Source organism: Roseibium sp. TrichSKD4 (assembly GCF_000148725.1).
Taxonomy (GTDB): Bacteria; Pseudomonadota; Alphaproteobacteria; order Rhizobiales; family Stappiaceae; genus Roseibium.
This window is the reverse complement of record NZ_GL476321.1, coordinates 51,402-66,986: the sequence shown is the minus strand read 5'-3', so window position 1 is coordinate 66,986 and position 15,585 is coordinate 51,402. Positions and strand designations below refer to the sequence as shown.

General features: G+C 49.8%; 12 protein-coding genes and 4 pseudogenes. 10 read left to right on the top strand and 6 right to left on the bottom strand.

Annotation, left to right across the window (positions count from 1 at the left end):
- Positions 1-258 precede the first annotated feature (258 nt).
- The 10 genes and pseudogenes from TRICHSKD4_RS26620 to TRICHSKD4_RS31040 all read left to right on the top strand — a co-directional run bounded on the left by TRICHSKD4_RS26620 (position 259) and on the right by TRICHSKD4_RS31040 (position 8,835).
- On the top strand, positions 259-1,509 hold the full coding sequence (locus tag TRICHSKD4_RS26620) for an outer membrane protein transport protein (RefSeq protein ID WP_009469579.1): 1,251 nt from the start codon (positions 259-261) through the stop codon (positions 1,507-1,509).
- A gap of 113 nt (positions 1,510-1,622) precedes the next feature.
- The gene (locus TRICHSKD4_RS29905) at positions 1,623-2,387 is read left to right on the top strand and encodes an IS5 family transposase (RefSeq protein ID WP_256377437.1); all 765 of its coding nucleotides are present in this window, start codon (positions 1,623-1,625) and stop codon (positions 2,385-2,387) included.
- Positions 2,308-2,505, top strand: a pseudogene (locus tag TRICHSKD4_RS28690) (IS6 family transposase); the annotation flags it as partial. The gene TRICHSKD4_RS29905 and the pseudogene TRICHSKD4_RS28690, both read left to right, overlap by 80 nt.
- Before the next feature lie 127 nt (positions 2,506-2,632).
- Positions 2,633-2,884: pseudogene (locus tag TRICHSKD4_RS26610) on the top strand (IS110 family transposase); the annotation flags it as partial.
- Between the two features lie 68 nt (positions 2,885-2,952).
- Positions 2,953-4,011 (top strand): annotated as a pseudogene (locus TRICHSKD4_RS29900) (IS630 family transposase).
- Positions 4,012-4,028: 17 nt separating this feature from the next.
- Positions 4,029-4,808: pseudogene (locus TRICHSKD4_RS26595) on the top strand (IS110 family transposase); the annotation flags it as partial.
- Positions 4,809-5,724: 916 nt separating this feature from the next.
- Positions 5,725-6,936, top strand: a complete 1,212-nt coding sequence (locus tag TRICHSKD4_RS26585) for a hypothetical protein (protein ID WP_139052323.1) — start codon at positions 5,725-5,727, stop codon at positions 6,934-6,936.
- A complete protein-coding gene (locus TRICHSKD4_RS26580) occupies positions 6,930-7,382 on the top strand; it encodes a toxin-activating lysine-acyltransferase (protein ID WP_009469569.1) in 453 nt (150 codons plus the stop codon). Before TRICHSKD4_RS26585 ends, TRICHSKD4_RS26580 begins: the two co-directional genes overlap by 7 nt.
- On the top strand, positions 7,379-8,500 hold the full coding sequence (locus tag TRICHSKD4_RS28685; protein WP_009469568.1) for a cupin-like domain-containing protein: 1,122 nt from the start codon (positions 7,379-7,381) through the stop codon (positions 8,498-8,500). Before TRICHSKD4_RS26580 ends, TRICHSKD4_RS28685 begins: the two co-directional genes overlap by 4 nt.
- A gap of 176 nt (positions 8,501-8,676) precedes the next feature.
- Complete coding sequence (locus tag TRICHSKD4_RS31040) at positions 8,677-8,835, top strand: hypothetical protein (protein WP_009469567.1); 159 nt, start codon at positions 8,677-8,679, stop codon at positions 8,833-8,835.
- Between the two features lie 416 nt (positions 8,836-9,251).
- Here TRICHSKD4_RS31040 and TRICHSKD4_RS26570 read toward each other — a convergent pair whose 3' ends face one another.
- The 6 genes from TRICHSKD4_RS26570 to TRICHSKD4_RS31925 all read right to left on the bottom strand — a co-directional run.
- Positions 9,252-10,577, bottom strand: a complete 1,326-nt coding sequence (locus TRICHSKD4_RS26570) for an HlyD family type I secretion periplasmic adaptor subunit (protein WP_009469566.1) — start codon at positions 10,575-10,577, stop codon at positions 9,252-9,254.
- On the bottom strand, positions 10,574-11,455 hold the full coding sequence (locus TRICHSKD4_RS31935; RefSeq protein WP_247642868.1) for an ATP-binding cassette domain-containing protein: 882 nt from the start codon (positions 11,453-11,455) through the stop codon (positions 10,574-10,576). The genes TRICHSKD4_RS26570 and TRICHSKD4_RS31935 overlap by 4 nt, the downstream gene beginning before the upstream one ends.
- A gap of 41 nt (positions 11,456-11,496) precedes the next feature.
- On the bottom strand, positions 11,497-12,231 hold the full coding sequence (locus tag TRICHSKD4_RS31930) for an ABC transporter transmembrane domain-containing protein (RefSeq protein ID WP_009469564.1): 735 nt from the start codon (positions 12,229-12,231) through the stop codon (positions 11,497-11,499).
- Positions 12,222-13,592 (bottom strand): pitrilysin family protein, encoded by a 1,371-nt coding sequence (locus TRICHSKD4_RS26560; RefSeq protein ID WP_009469563.1) that lies wholly within the window; start codon positions 13,590-13,592, stop codon positions 12,222-12,224. Before TRICHSKD4_RS26560 ends, TRICHSKD4_RS31930 begins: the two co-directional genes overlap by 10 nt.
- A gap of 7 nt (positions 13,593-13,599) precedes the next feature.
- Positions 13,600-14,928, bottom strand: a complete 1,329-nt coding sequence (locus tag TRICHSKD4_RS30470; protein WP_139052322.1) for a pitrilysin family protein — start codon at positions 14,926-14,928, stop codon at positions 13,600-13,602.
- Positions 14,929-15,107: 179 nt separating this feature from the next.
- Positions 15,108-15,585, bottom strand: a 478-nt coding sequence (locus TRICHSKD4_RS31925; protein ID WP_371257080.1) for an alpha/beta fold hydrolase, incomplete at its 5' end; no start/stop codon positions are given.

Genomic DNA, 15,585 nt, shown 5'->3' with positions numbered 1-15,585 from the left:
AATTACAAAAACGAGCTTTCGGGAACCCACTAAGATTCAGTCGTCAATGGCGACGCTGTAATTCTTCGACCATAGCGCTCGACCCGAAAACACCGGCTGTTTCGAAAAAGCTCAACAATTGCCTTGCAATAATATGGAGAAACGCGATAGCTACCGCTGGGTAATATACTGAGCAGACTGTTAGACGGATAAGATTGGCTAACATTCTAAATTCCCAGCTCTATGTGTGATATTTAAAAAGTTATAGTCGGTTAAATAGTGCGCGCTTTTTCAATCAATTTGTCATTGCGAACAAGCTTTCTCGCAAGTTGTCTGGTGCTCACAACTGCCACGCCAAACCATGCAGGGGGGTTAGAACGCGGCGGCAATAGCATCGATCTTCTATTTAATCCCAATCGGTACGCCACACAGACAACCGCTGGCTTTGTCATGCCAGGACGCAAACTGAATAATGTGCAAGATAACAGTCCATTAAACGGTCCAACTGGCGGAGGCAAAAGGGACAGAGTTCGGGCGACGGAAGCTTACTCAGCTCCCCAGATCGGTTTTAAGGTCGGGTTGACTGATTCAATAGATTGTATGTTCGGATACTCCCAGCCATGGGGTGCACATTCAAACCCGGGCATCAATTGGGCCGGGGCCAATGACAATATCGAAACACTGGTAAATAGCCATAGTTATTCAGGTACGTGCTCGTACAGGCTTAATGTAACGGAGGCCGCGTCGTTTCGGCTAATTGGCGGTCTTTCCTACCAGGAATTCGACGGGTTTCAGGAGAAGTTGGTTGCTCCGGTTCCAATGAATTCATTCGGTTGGGATGGTGTTGGCCGACTGAATTTGGAAACAAGCGGCTGGGGGCAGCATTTCGGGATTTCCTACGAAATCCCGGATTATTTATTCCGCACAACCTTGATCTACAGGTCAGAGATTCGTTTGAATGACATTACCGGAACACTTGACTTAACGGGCCTGCCGCCCGGCTCTGGCGGTGATCCTCTTGCAGGCGGGATTTGGGGCATAAGGGGATCTGCGAGAATGCCCCAGTATTTAGAGTTCCAGGTTCAATCCGGGATAGCACCAAACTGGCTTGCTTTTGGATCCGTCAAATGGGCCGATTGGAGCATTTTGCAAGAAATTCCATTTTATCACGGTCAACGCAGAGTGACTTCAATCGACCTGCTTTATCAGGATGGATGGACGGTTAAAGTCGGCATTGGTCATAAATTCAATGATCACTTGAGCGGGGCTATCCAGACCTCTTGGGATCGGGGGACTTCAACCACCATCGGCAGCCAAACAGATACATGGGCATTAAGCGCAGGCCTTTCCTATGCCCCAAGCGAATTGGTAGAATTAAAAATCGGTGGTTTGATTGGAATTCTTACAGGCGGCACGTCTTCGGGTGAAGCCATCAACCCCAGCACCGGCCGGAAGTATTCTGACATATCGTACAGGTTTGACGACGATATTGTCACTGGTTTGAATGCATCCTTGAAATTGAGTTTCTAACGACGTTTCTGCCCTGTTGGATACGGCCTAATGGAGCGGAAAGACGATGTAGCGAGTTTAGATCAACAGGGATGGCGATAAGGGCAACCAGATTGCCCCTTGTCATAAATTGATTGGAAAGGATCCACTATGGATCAAATTTTAGAGCGAAAGCGCCGATTGAGCTTTGCGATTTTCGTCTCCATCTTAATGGTTTCAATTTCCAGGCGCCGAACTTTACCGGAGACGGAAAAGCAAGCAGCTTTTGTTGGAGAGAGCAATCGTCGTTACTTGAACCGCATATGCCCAAGAACCACCCCGGTGCGCGCCGCGTTGATGACCGTGTTGTGATATCGGGCATCATCCATGTGCTGAAGGTCGGGTGCCGGTGGTGTGACTGCCCGAAAGAGTATCGGCCTTCAACAACGATCTGCAACCGTTGGCCCCCCAAGCAGTTCTGGGTTAATCTTGTCGAGGCGCTGGCCGCCTCTGACGCTGTCACAAAGAGCACTTCCATCGACAGCACCTACGTGAAGGGCATACCGCTCTGCTCATGGCGGGAAAGGGGGGCGAAAACTCTGGCGATTGGGTCCTCGCGAGGCGGGCAAACCACCAAGATCCATGCGCTTACAGACGTAATCGAGCGTCCGTTTGCCTTCACACTCACCCGTGGCGATGAGGCCGACAGCCCGGTTGCTCCACGCCTGTTGGCAGGATTGAAGGGGGCAAGGTATCTGCTCGCCGACAATGGATATGATGCAAGCAGCTTGCGTAAGCATCTGCGACAGTGCGCTATCGTTCCTATCATTCCAGGTAGCTCGAACCGCACGCAAGCGGGAGAAGATCATGGGCCGGTTCAAGTCACCCCGCCAAGCTCAAGGGTTTCTGTCTGCCCATGATCAAATCAACACGATCTTTCGTCCGCGTCGATATAAACTGTCCGCGCCTTCATACCGGCACGCAAGGGAAGATGCGTTCAACTTATGGGCTGACTACACGGCCGAAATGAACGCCTGAGATCCGCCCAGAATGGGGGCATGCACCTACAATCCAAAAAGTTGATGGTGTGGACAGCTCCACCATCCGGCATCGTGATGTGCCATGTTGGCGTTGTTGAACCCAACAGTGGGAAGGAGCTGTCCACATGCAAATTACAACACTCGGGATCGATTTGGCCAAGTCCGTCTTTCAGCTTCATGGCGTTGATGCTGACGGCAAGGTTGTTTTCAGAAAGAAGGTTCGGCGCGGTGCGTTCCTCGACATGTTGTCGGGTCTCGCGCCTTGCCTGATCGGCATGGAAGCCTGTGCCACCAGCCATTACTGGGCGCGTGAGATTGCCGCGCTCGGTCATGAAGTGCGACTGATCCCGCCCGCTTATACCAAACGTCAGATGAAGTGACTCATATTTGGGCTTCCGGTTTTGTTGCGAATATGATTCCAGATGGCAAACGATGGGAGTTTGCCATGGGAGCCGCGATACCGCTTCGAGATGACTTTGACGGTTGTACCCTTCGCCGGTTGGCGAGGGTGTGCCGGGACGCCAAACAGACCCGTCGCCTTTTGTCATTGGCGGTGATCTATGATGGGGGGAGCCGTTCGGACGCAGCTCATATTGGCGGAGTGACGCTCCAAATCATTCGCGATTGGGTGCTGCGTTTCAATGCTTCTGGTCCCAATGGTCTGAAGGATACGCCCAAGTCAGGTCGCCCCTCAAAACTTGACGAGCAGCAGCGTCGTGCGTTGATCGAGATTGTCGAACGAGGCCCGTATCCATCGGTGGATGCAGTGGTACGTTGGCGCTTGAAGGATCTCGCTGCGTGGATCCTGTCTGAATTTGGCATTGTCGTTGACGAGCGTACCGTATCGCGGGAGCTGAAGAATGCGGGTTATCGGCGTCTGACGGCCCGGCCGCAGCATCCGGCGCAAAACGAGTTTGCCGTCGAGGATTTTAAAAAAGCTTCCCAGCCGAACTGGCGGAAATCGGCAATCAGCTTGAAAGCGGCACCCCGATAGAGGTTTGGTTTCAGGACGAGGCGCGTGTGGGTCAAAAGACCAAGATCACAAGGCGATGGGCAAAACGCGGGACAAGGCCGCGGGCCCCCAAGGATCAGCGGACAAAGTCAGCATGGATATTTGGGGCCATCTGCCCGGAACGGGGTGTCGGTGCTGCGCTCGTCCTTCCCAAGTGCAACATCATGGCCATGCAAATGCATCTTCAGAAATCTCGTCGCAAGTCGCTCCGGGAGCCCACGCCGTTGTCATCCTTGACAGGCTGGCTGGCACACATCTGGCAAACTCGACATTCCCAACAACATTACCCTTCTCCCATTGCCACCGAGGTCTCCCGAATTGAACCCGGTCGAGAACCTATGGCAGTTCATCAGGGATAACTGGCTGTCAAACCGGGTCTTCAAATCCTACGAACAAATCATCGATATCTGTTGCCGCGCATGGAACAGGTTAATTGAACAACCATGGACCATCATGTCCATCGGAATGCGAGATTGGGCCCATCGGTTCTGAATTTTGACGGTTGGTATTACGTCACACCATATGTGAAGCGGCAAAAGAATGACATGGCCGATGCAGAGGCGATTTGCGAAGCCGTTATCCGGCCGAACATGCATTTCGTCGCGATCAAGTGCGCCGATCAGCAGGCGGTTTTGATGCTGCATCGAGCGCGGGACCTTCTGGTCCGCCAGCGCACCATGCTGATCAACGCGCTACGTGCCCATCTGGCGGAATTCGGAATCGTTGCGGCCCGTGGTGCGCACAAGCTGCGCGACCTGTGTGGAAAGCTTCAGGGAGACCACCTCGACATTCCTGATGTGGCACGGGTCGCGCTGTTGTCGTTGGTCCGGCAGATGGAGGGACTGGAGGACGAGATCGTCGGACTTGATAGCAAGATACAGGCCTGGCATCGCAGGAGCGAGGTCAGCCAGCGGCTGGCCACGATCCCGGGCATCGGGGTGCTCACCGCGACGGCTATGGCCGCCACCGTCGCCGATCCTTCGCAATTCCGATCCGCCCGTCAGTTTGCGGCCTGGCTCGGGCTGGTCCCGAGACAGAACTCCTCGGGCGGTAAGGACCGGTTGGGGCGGGTCACGAAAATGGGCGACGGTTATTTGCGCAAGCTTCTCGTTGTCGGGGCTACGGCGGTGCTCAGGCGGATCAGGGATGCACAGACGCAAACCGCAGAGTGGGTCCGGCGCTTGCTGGAGAAGAAGCCCGCGCGGTTGGTCAGCGTGGCGTTGGCGAACAAGACCGCCAGGATCGTCTGGGCTATCATGTCGAAGCAGGAGGAGTACAACCCAGCCTGAGATTTCCGGGCGCTTGAGAAACGCCCCATACGAGTTGCAAGGGCAGTTGCAGTGATGATGATCTTTGCCGCCGCAGCCGGAACACCCCGTGGTATTGCCAGGGCATCATAGCCCGGCAAGTTGATAGGGACCCGGCTTGCGGACTTCATCAAGGCCAGCGGTCAAACACGCCGCGCAAACAGGCCGGACAAATGACCGCTACGCAAAATGATCTGAAGCACGAAGAAAACCCTTGCAAAACAGGAGCTGTCCACAAATGGCAATACCGATACCTCAGCCGAGATGGAATGCTGAGTATGATGCCCAATCTCGAACAATGCGGCGAAAAAGCTGGCGTAAACTGCGCGGCTTCCACCATCTCGCAGACGTCATTCAGGGCTTCGACTTCATCAACGGCATAAAGCCATCAAACCAAAATCAAGCCGCTGCATGAAAAGCCCTTGGACACCAGATTTGACAATAGCTCCAAACAAGGCACCATCACACAATAGCGCTTGCAACACCGCAAACAGGCTGCTTAAAATCGACGAACAGATGCGCCAAATATTCCTTTAAACAAAGCTCATATCTGTCCAAAAATCCCTGACTACGGACACTGGTTCCTGTCAGATAAGCACGGAGTAGGGGCAAGGACAGGACCTTTAGGAATTGGCTTAAAATATCGGTTGACGTAACGACTATTTTGTCGTTACGTGTCAAAATTACGTATGCATTACCGATGACGAGATAATCGATATTGAATCTCATTTTATTTATTGAATGCTTTGAGGGGCGAACTCATTGATGCGCGAGATAATAACAATAGCATTTTACATCATGTCGGCACCTCGCCTGTAAACTGCAAAATCCGGGTTCGCTTGGCAGACAATCAAGAGGACTTGGATCAGTTAAGGCCGCGTACACTCATCCAAGGCCTATGAAGCGTGATCGCTCTGAATTCTACAATGGCATAACTGATAATTCTCACGTCTATTTTGCTAAAATGTCAATTAAATCATTGAATTACTCTGGCTACACTGTAAGCGAATGGTTAAGTTTGCATGATACGCATACCACCATCGTAGCGACATTATTATGTGTTCTTATGAACACAAGAAGTATGTCCCATTCAGATGATGAAAACTTGTTCCCGCTGCATATTTCTGCACAAGATGTTTGGATCTTAACTTCTCAGGCTCTCTTGCACACTTTGCCGGACCTATCGAGAGAAATTAAATTCATAAGAGATAATTGTAGGGCGGTGTTTGATGCGCCGCCGATGAATTTGCCTTACACGCTTTGTCGCGGAACAAGTGAAGTGCCTTTTGTCTCCATGAGTTTTCAGGGGACTGCAGCGGATGCTCTTTGTGTTGCGCATGAGTTTGGTCATGCCTTGCAGCTTCATCTTGCAAGGGGGCGCTTTATTCCCCCTGTGTTGCGAGAGATTGCCGCGTTTGTTGCCGAAAAAGTTCTTCTTGATTTGGTTCAGAAGGAAAAACCGGAACTTTTCGCTCCTCTGTATGCCGCTTGGCAGCAGGACAACACAATATATTTCGGCTCTGATGCAGAGCTTTTAAAAGATGCTTTGAGGTCGCCTGAGGGCCCGTATATTTATCGGTTGAATTATCCATTAGCTCGATATTTTGCCGACGAAATACATGCGAATCCTACACAATTTGATCTGGAAAGCGTCTTTCGCGGCAATCTTTCACTTTCAGAATGTCTTTCAAGAATGCAATCCCAGATTAGGGCGGCGAGCATGAATAATTATCTTCCCGAGGTGCCTGAGGCTGAGAAAGATCGGCCAGCCATTAATGCATATCGCTCGTTGGGTATGATGGCACTGCTCGATATCGACTATTGGCAGGGTGAATCGGAAAAGAGCATCGAAGAATATTATTCGGCGCGACTCGCTCACATGCAGGTTCAAACGGCATTCGTCGTAATTGGGAACGAGCGTAAACCAATCGGATATGCCATGTGGGAAACAGATAAAATCGACAAGAATGTCATTCACTTGAAACGACAGGCAGCCCCTTTCGGGGACCATCTGTACTTGCAGAAAAAGCTTCAGACACTGTTTCCGGAAAACGCGAAGATTTATTCGCACCACACAAGAAGTGCGCGGAGGGAGCAAGTCGCATGGTGACCCTGGATTATTACGCAAGCACAGGTTTTGCTCTCGAGCTTCTGGCGCAATCGCCATACCACAAACAGCATAAACTGGGCGATTATTTCAGGACGGAAATCCTACCGGCACTCTGGGCCAATCAGGCGCGATTTTATGTGACTGAAGAGGGAATGCCAACGGCCATGGTAACTTGGGCGTGGCTGAATGAAGACGTCGAAAAGGATATACATGCGACGGGTCGCGCTCTGACCGGTGAGGAATGGAAATGCGGTGATCGACTGTTTTTTAACGACTGGATCACGCCCTACAACAATATTCGTGAGGTGGTGCATGACATGACGCACAATATCTTTCCTGACGAAAAGGCAACTGGGCTGAGGCGCAATTCTGACGGCTCCATTCGGCGGGTCAACCGGTGGTCCGGTATCAACGTTCGCCGGATTGAAAAGGAGGCCGTCGCATGAATGTTGCCTATCCACCGCGTAACTTTGAAACCGATTTGGCCGCAATCGAAGGGTTTGCTGATTTACTCAAGACAGGGTTCCAGAATCCGGAGGGGATACGGGGAACCGTCAAACTGCATGTGCCCGAGATGCCGGAACACGGCTTCATTGCGCGTTATGATGAAGAGCTGCATATCGAAAGGAACGACCTGGATCGTGAGACGGATACGTTTGTCAGCATACCGATTGACACGATCAAACGTATCTTTTGGGAATTTGAGTATCTGGACTTTCGTGATCCAAGCATTATCGGAACGATTGAGTTTTCAGGCAATCTTGGCTATGCGAACCACCTCGCGAAAGCCTGCTTGCGTCCCAGCAATTTCACGCTTGAAAGGTTCAAATCTGTGGGTCAGCTGCACAAAGCCAAGGGCTATCGCGAGTTAACAAAGGTCGAATATCTGCATCAGCCAACGCAGCGACAAATCCTTGAGATTATTTCGGAAAGTCGCCCTGTTGTTATCACAGGGCTTGAACCTTCGCCGCCCTGTAAGGATTGGACAATCGACAAATTGGCCGAAAAATACGGTGACGCCATCGTTCGGGTGCGATCTGCTACTCAAAAGCAAAACATGCGTGAATTTGTTCAGGAACTCAAAGAGTTCATGGCAAACCCCTATGATGATATAGTTGAGGGCTTTGTAAAGCCCTACACCGAAGGGGCTTCATTGCCGGAAGAAATGTGGCCGGATTTTGGTCCACTCTTTTTTGATAGAGAGGACTTTATCCCGCCACAACTTTGGCTTGGAGCGGTTCCAACCCATATCCCGACCTCCAGTCTGCACCGTGATCCCCGTTGCGGATTTTTGTTGCAGGTTATTGGCTGCAAGCGTCTTGATTTATATTCGGCAGATCAGGAAGACCTGATTTATCCGCACAAGGCTTATAACAATTATCAGCCGTGCTGGTTTCGGCCTGAAGACCCGGATTATTCGGTCTACCCAAAAGCCGAAAAGGCAAAGTGCCTCCAGGTTACTTTGAAGCCCGGCGAAATGATCGTGCAACCTGCTGGCTGGTTCCATCAGGTTTACGCGTTGGACAGTCCAAATATGTCGGTCAGTTATTTTTGGCGCTATTGAGGATTCAGCGCGTCAAGTACGGTTACGATTGCATCTCGAAAACCATTTGCAATCGTAAGAAGGACGGTAGGTTGGCCTAGAACCTACCGTCCCAATGAGCCGCCGGGACTGCTCCCGGCAACATCAAGCGCGGTCTAAATATCATCATTTGGCCGCAAACGTAAATGAGACACGAAATGTCAATCAAATTTAATAAACTATCATCCGATGATCTCTTTGGCACAGCATCCTTTGGCGGCGGCGGCGGCGGCGGCGGCGGCGGTGGTGGTTCTAGCCAATGCGCCCGAGATATGGGGAACGGAGCAAGAAGTGGTGCTGCATATGGAGTGCGGTAGTGCAGTGTAGCGTTATGGCGGCTTTGCCGGATAGCGGCTGGAGCTGCTCAGGAGCTGCACCGTGCGGTTGGTGGAGCTAACAAGCTGAGCCAATAGTCCGCTGCGCAGCGACAGAGCGAAGGATCGCCCAAATGGGCCGGGTGGCCTAAGAAGTTAATTCAAGAACTATGCGAGCCAGGTAGCATTTAGCTACCTGGCTCGAGTAAAAAAGGCCTTAGCCATGCAGTTAATCCGTCTATTTCTTCATCTAGTTGGGATCGCATCAATAGTAATAATTATCCCAATTAATAAATTTATTTTCGGAGAAATTTTAGAAGAGCAAGAATTGTTTGCTGTTAATATATTAATATACAGCCTTGTTTCTATGTATTCATTCTCTTCTTTATGGAAGATGTATAAAAATTAAGATGCTGATTTTATCTCTCTCCCAGTGCTGATTGAATTTTCTCTAAAATTGGCTCGAAAAAATAACTAATTATACGCCGTTTATCTGTTGTAATATCTACTACTGCTGTCATACCCGGACGGATTGCAAACTCTTGCTGACCTTCAGTCAACTTGTTTTCTGCGGGAGTTACTCGCACTTCAAATACCCAGTTCCCATCGTTATCCTCAGTTGAATCCGCCGCCACGTCTGTAACAAGCCCTTTCACAAATCCGAACCGTGCTGACGGATAAGCATCAAAATTGATATTGGCCTGCTGCCCAATCTCGACAAAGCCTATATCAGTGTTGGTGAAGATGGCTTCGATCTCGACATTCTGCTCTTCAGGGACAACGCGTAACAATTGCTCACCGCCTTTTGCAACGGCTCCAATTGTGAAGACTTCCAATTGATCGACAACACCATTCATGGGAGCTGTCAATTGCGCCGCAACAACACGCCGATCTGCTGTACGGTATTGTTCCTCGAGTGTTGCAAGTCGGGCCTCAATCTCCAGCCTTCGTTGCAAAAGCTTATTTCGCTGTGTGGTAATGAGACTGCGTTGTTCAGCCTGGTACGCAGTCTCCTGACTGCGTTTTTCATCCAACTCGCGCAAATATACTTCGCGCTCTTTTTCAAAAGCCGTAAAAGCTTCCTGTACATCCAGAAATGTTGACCGACTGGATGTACCGCGGTCCAATAATCCTTGCGCCATTTCCAGCCGTTCACTTTGGATAGAGAGTGCTGCCTCAATGCGCTCAATATTCGCCTCAGTCACTAAAACGGATTGATTGTTGGAGATTATACGTGCCGTAATCTGTGAGATAGCTGCTTGTAGGTTATCGACTTCGGCCAATAACAGTCGATATTGTTCTTTATAGAATTCATCATCAGTTTTGGTATTTTGCGAGAAAGAACTGAGAACAGCCTTGGAAAACGTTTCCGTTTGAATATTGTTCACATCAATACCGGATACCAGCGCCATAATCCGCGCTCGCTCGATCTGTAGTCGCGTTATTTCGGCTGAGATTGTATTCAAATCTGCCTTGGCATCAGTTGTATCCAATTCAATGAGCACGTCACCCTTGTTTACCTTCGATCCATTCCGAACATGGATTTGTGTGATCTTGCCATCAAATTCGGGCTGAACGACTTGCACCCGGCTGACCGGCACGATCTTCCCCTGTCCTCGCGCGACGACCTCTACTTGAAAAATGCAAGCCATCACCACAATCGCCATAAAGACAGATATCGTGAACCAAATGGTCACGTGAAGCGTCGGGGAGGTAATCCTGATGGGTTCAGATGATGCAGTCATGAGAGGCTCTCAAAATCGACGATTTGATCCGGTTGCCCGAACACATCCGGTCTGTGTGTTATAATGAGAAGCGTTGTTGTTGCCTTCAACCGCGCAAGCTCTTCCGCCATCTTCTGTTGTGCGATCTCGTCAAGGGCACTTGTTGGTTCATCAAGGATGATAACCTTGGGCTTCTTGAGCAGAGATCGGGCAATTGCAACTCTCTGCCTCTGTCCGCCGGACAAAGCAGATCCCCGCTCTCCGACGTGGGTCTCGAGCCCTAACGGCAATTGCGCCACGAGCATATCCGCTGCCGAAATTCTAAGTGCCTCGTTTATATCCGCCTCGGTTGCGCTCTCTTCACCTACTAGCAGGTTTTCACGAAGGGTTCCTGAGAAGAGGTAAGGTTCTTGCGGGATATAGGCAACTTTTGTGCGGACATCATGCGGTTCATATTTCGCAATATCTTCGCGTCCCAAGAGCACCCGCCCCTCTGAGGGGACATCAATCCCCGCTGCCAACCGCCCAAAAGTGGATTTGCCGACACCTGATGGCCCGACAATTAGCGTCAGCGAGTTCGGCGCAGCCTCAAAGTTGAAATCCTTCAGGATTGGACTACCTTCAACGTAGGAAAAGTCGAGATTTTCAAATGTCAGTCGTGGCTCTATATTTGGCGGCAGTTTAGGACGTTCATTAAATGGCTCTTTATCATAGTTTACAATATCACCCAGCCTCTGGCGCGAAACCTTGATATTCTGCCAATTTTCCCAAAGCTGCGAGAAATTCGCTATCGGATCAGTAACCTTCTCAGCGAGAAGGTGAAACGCAATGAGTTGCCCAAGGGTGATTTCACCAGCAAAGACGAGGTTTGCACCAACATAGATAATTGAGATTGTCACGCCACGTTCTATCATGAACGTGAGCTTGCTACTGAAAATGTTTATGATACCAACGCGATAGCTTGAATATAGACTATGCCCAAGGTTTGGTCCAAGCGTTCAAGCATTTTGCCTTCAGCACTCAGAGCCTTTACCGCCGCGATTCCGGATATATTTTCAACCATCTGTGCCTGATGCTTTGCACCAGCATCAAACTGGACACGCAAACGCTGGCGCAGAAAAGGGCCGAACGCGAAATAGATCAAAGCTTGCAATGGCAGAGCTATCAGAACGATCATTGTGAGAGGTACGGAAAGCGCCAAAAGCACGCCAATGTAGATCACAACAAACAGCAGATCGAGAAACACCCCTGTCGTGGTGCCAACGAGAAAGTTTCGGATCGTATCTGTCTCGCTTATTCGCGCGATGGTTTCGCCCACTGACCACTTTCGGAAATGGCTGAACGGCAACTTGAACAAGTGGTCGAATATGCGTGCCCCAAACTCTCGCGTGACCTTATTGGCCGTCAAAATTCCAAGCAGGCTCGAGAGCGCCTCAAAACCCATTTGAAACAGACTCACAGCCACGAAGATCGCAATTACGACGATGAGAGAGGCTTCTCTTTGAAACGGCAGAATGCGGTCAATGATAACCTGAAATATGAACGGCTCGACCAAGCCAATCAGGCGCAGGCAGATCGCAAGAAAGATCAGCTCAATGTAGAGCGGCGAATATTTCCATAGAGACCGTGTAAACCATGAGAGCGGAATTTCGCGCCCGTTGTTATCTACGGACACGTTGCGACCTGCTCAATTTTCGTGATAATGCAGGCACCCGGAAGGGCCGAGGCATCTGGGCTTGCGGCTAAAACAATAAGATCATCACCCGGTGGGAAAGAGGACACAAGACGCTCTTTAACCTCTTGCTGTGTCACGTTTGCCAAGAGATCACCCACGCGCGGCGCATCAGCAGGGTCGCGCGCATCCAATGCCAATTCAAGCATCGTTCGGGCAGCAACATTGACATACGATACTTGTTTCGTTGTTTGCTCGGCCATTCCTTTCTGCAAAGCCTCAAACCCGGTGAAATCAGGGGCTATACGGAAAGTTTCATATGTCTCGCGGATCAAATCCGTTGCTTGCGCCAGTTTGGCGGTTTCAACCTCCCCAGTCACCAACATGATCCTGATTGCACGATCATAGTTCGTATAGCCTGCGTGAAAGCCATAGCTTGCCCTTAAATCGGTCCGAACCGCCTCAAATAGCGGGCCATTCCCTTGGCGTCCGAAAAAACTCAGAGCAAGCAAATCAACCAAATCACCACCTTCGGATGTCGGCGGTAATTGCCCGATAAAACCAAGCGTTGTCTTTTCGGCGTTGGGTAGATGAAGCAAGATTGTTTTGGGTGAAAAGTCTGGACGGATGTCGGGTGTTTCCGGCGTTTGGCCTTTCGGCAAAGCGGCAAGCAATTTGTCAACGGCATTTCCTGCATCCTCTAGACTGATTGCTCCGGTGACAGATATCGTGACGGTATTTTGTACGATAGTTTCGGTATGCCAGCGCCGAAGATCATCAACACTCACAGTGTCGATTTTTGTGAGATCCGGTAGACTAAGAAAATTGTTGAGTGGCCCTTCCCCGAGCACTGCCAATCGAGCGACTGCCCACATCTGGTTTGCTGTTTGTGACCGATTTGTGTTCTGATTTGTCAATAAGCCTTGTTTGATCCGTCCAATCCATGCCGGATCAAACTGCGGAGTGGTCAACATCTCGCTGGCGATAGAAACAAAATCTTCGATGTGCTCTTTCGGAAAACTCAATTCGCCTACTGCATGGCTTGCGCTTGTATAAAGATGCCCGCGCGAGTTTTTATCATTGAACAATTCCATGACTTCCTGTGGAGCCAATTCACTAGTTCCCCCACTTAAAATGACCTCCGCTGCGACATAAGGAACTGCCGGATTATTTTCTCTTTCGTAAGCCCATCCCATAGGCCATGCGATTGTAATGGTAATGTCTGTTACGCCGTCTTCGTAAATCGGCATAAAATGAAACGGACGACCATCCGGTGTTTCAGCCAAAACGACCTCTCGGCTTCCTTCCTTTTGACACGCAACCAGCGAAAGTATCAGCGCACAAACAATCAAAATATATTTCATTAAAACTCTACCCTTCCGCGCTCACGAGGCGTGTTGTTTCGCGCCCTTTGGCCAATAAAGATTTTAGAAACTGATTGACGTCTTCAAGTTGGACTTCCTCAACTGCGGACATTTGATCTGCCAGTGAAAAAGTCGGTTTTCCGGCCATGAGCTGATCAAGTATCAAATCGCGATTGTAGGCTGGTCGATCCCGATCCAAAACACTCTTGAGCTGTCCGGTTAGCCTGGATTTGACCCGCTCAAATGTTGCTTGGGTCAATCCGCTTTCCAGCGTTGTTTCAAGGGTACTGCGAAATTCGGTTTCCAACGCTTCGAGCGACACACCATTGTCAGGATGGGCGGTGAAACTGACCTCAATGTAATGGTTCTTGATAAGATCAATGTGAAACGAAAAGCTGCGTGCAACGAACTGATCAAATCTGAGCGGCCCAGCCAGACCTCCAGGCAATGCCGAGTCCAGTGCATTCTTGACAATTTGAGCCACCATCGCACAACGAACAGGGGTGTCGCATGAAACGAGCGGAACCAATTTGCGATAGAGGAACACATATTCGCTTAAATCAGCCTGCGATATTGAGACCCTATCTGTTACAAACCCCTCCTCAACCCAATCCTCCGTGGCAGTAGGGTCCAAAGGGTGCTGAAAATCTTCCTGAATTGGCAATGACCCTAAGACACCTTTTAACTGCGCTTTGGTCACGTTTCCGTAGACCAACAAAGTCGCTTGCTGCACAATGTGGCTTTGCCGGTGAAGATCGGATGCCAACCCCGAAGAATATTTGGCGATAATGGATGGCTCACCTATGACGGAGCGAGACAAGGTTCCATTCCCATAAATTATTTTGTCCATACCCCGACTGACTGAATATAATGGACGTTCAGCAACCCGATATTCGTATTCTCTCAATATTATATTCCGCTCGGTCTGGGCAAATTTAGTATCCACTGTGAACGGTGCAGTAACTGAGAGTAGTGCCATTAGGGCACTATACATTTCTTTGGACTTTGTTTTTCGCCAATACCCAGTACTGAAGCGATTGGTCCACCCACTGGAATGGTCTACCTTCGTTTCTCCAAACGCGCTCAACCATGCGAGATGCTCAACGTAATGTGCCAACCCCTCATCATATGGGTTCGCAGCCTCGCCCGATGGAAAAACCAAGTAAAGATAAACGTTATCGACGTCGAGATTACTTATCAATATAGTATTTTCAAAAATCGATTGTTTTACATTTTGAATATTCCGATCTGATCCGATAGATGGTAATTTAAACGAAAGCAGAGAACCTCCCAAGAGAATTCCAACTAAAACTATGAGATAATGTATTTTTTTCATACTCTGTGGACTCATGAGTGAAGTGTAACGTTTGTATCGAAACGGAATGCGATTATTTTCCAAGCTCGTTCAGTATAGGTCACATTTTTAATTATCCGTGTTTTGGGCGTCTCCCCCGTAGTTGCAATGACGTTAAGCATGCAGCCTCCCGATGCTAGGTACGCAAAACACGGCCACACTCACCGCAACAGGAAGGCTCTCAAACTATACCCCGACCTTAGTATGTAAGGCAGCATGGAGATTGAATAATGTCCGCAGTTTAATTCCATGACACTTGGTTTACTGCCTGCTTCCTGCAAGTTCTGAACAAGCTGACAAGATAGCGATGGGAGTACGACTTTGTCCCGTTTTGCTATCACCAAATGCACCGAAAGCTCTGGCCGTTCCAGCTCCTTTACGTAATTCCCAAGATCAAGAGGTGCCCAGGCTCTTCTGAGAGCTGGCAAGCTAATATGTGGCTCAAGACTTTTCCGAATTGAGCCCGTCGCCCGGCCAGTCCAAACCATATCTGCAAGACTTCCAGCTGTCAGAAACAAAGAGGCCTTGGAGACACTCAAATCGTGTGCGGCTACCAAACCCGCGACCCACGACCCCAGACTGAAACCGAGAACTGATATTTTTTCGTAACCGTTGTTTTTCAGCCAATATATCAAATGC

Coding starts and splice junctions, on each gene's coding strand:
- TRICHSKD4_RS26585 (WP_139052323.1), top strand. CDS start 5,725: ATGAAGCGTGATCGCTCTGAATTCTACAATGGCATAACTGATAATTCT.
- TRICHSKD4_RS26580 (WP_009469569.1), top strand. CDS start 6,930: ATGGTGACCCTGGATTATTACGCAAGCACAGGTTTTGCTCTCGAGCTT.
- TRICHSKD4_RS28685 (WP_009469568.1), top strand. CDS start 7,379: ATGAATGTTGCCTATCCACCGCGTAACTTTGAAACCGATTTGGCCGCA.
- TRICHSKD4_RS31040 (WP_009469567.1), top strand. CDS start 8,677: ATGTCAATCAAATTTAATAAACTATCATCCGATGATCTCTTTGGCACA.
- TRICHSKD4_RS26570 (WP_009469566.1), bottom strand. CDS start 10,577: ATGACTGCATCATCTGAACCCATCAGGATTACCTCCCCGACGCTTCAC.
- TRICHSKD4_RS26560 (WP_009469563.1), bottom strand. CDS start 13,592: ATGAAATATATTTTGATTGTTTGTGCGCTGATACTTTCGCTGGTTGCG.
- TRICHSKD4_RS30470 (WP_139052322.1), bottom strand. CDS start 14,928: ATGAAAAAAATACATTATCTCATAGTTTTAGTTGGAATTCTCTTGGGA.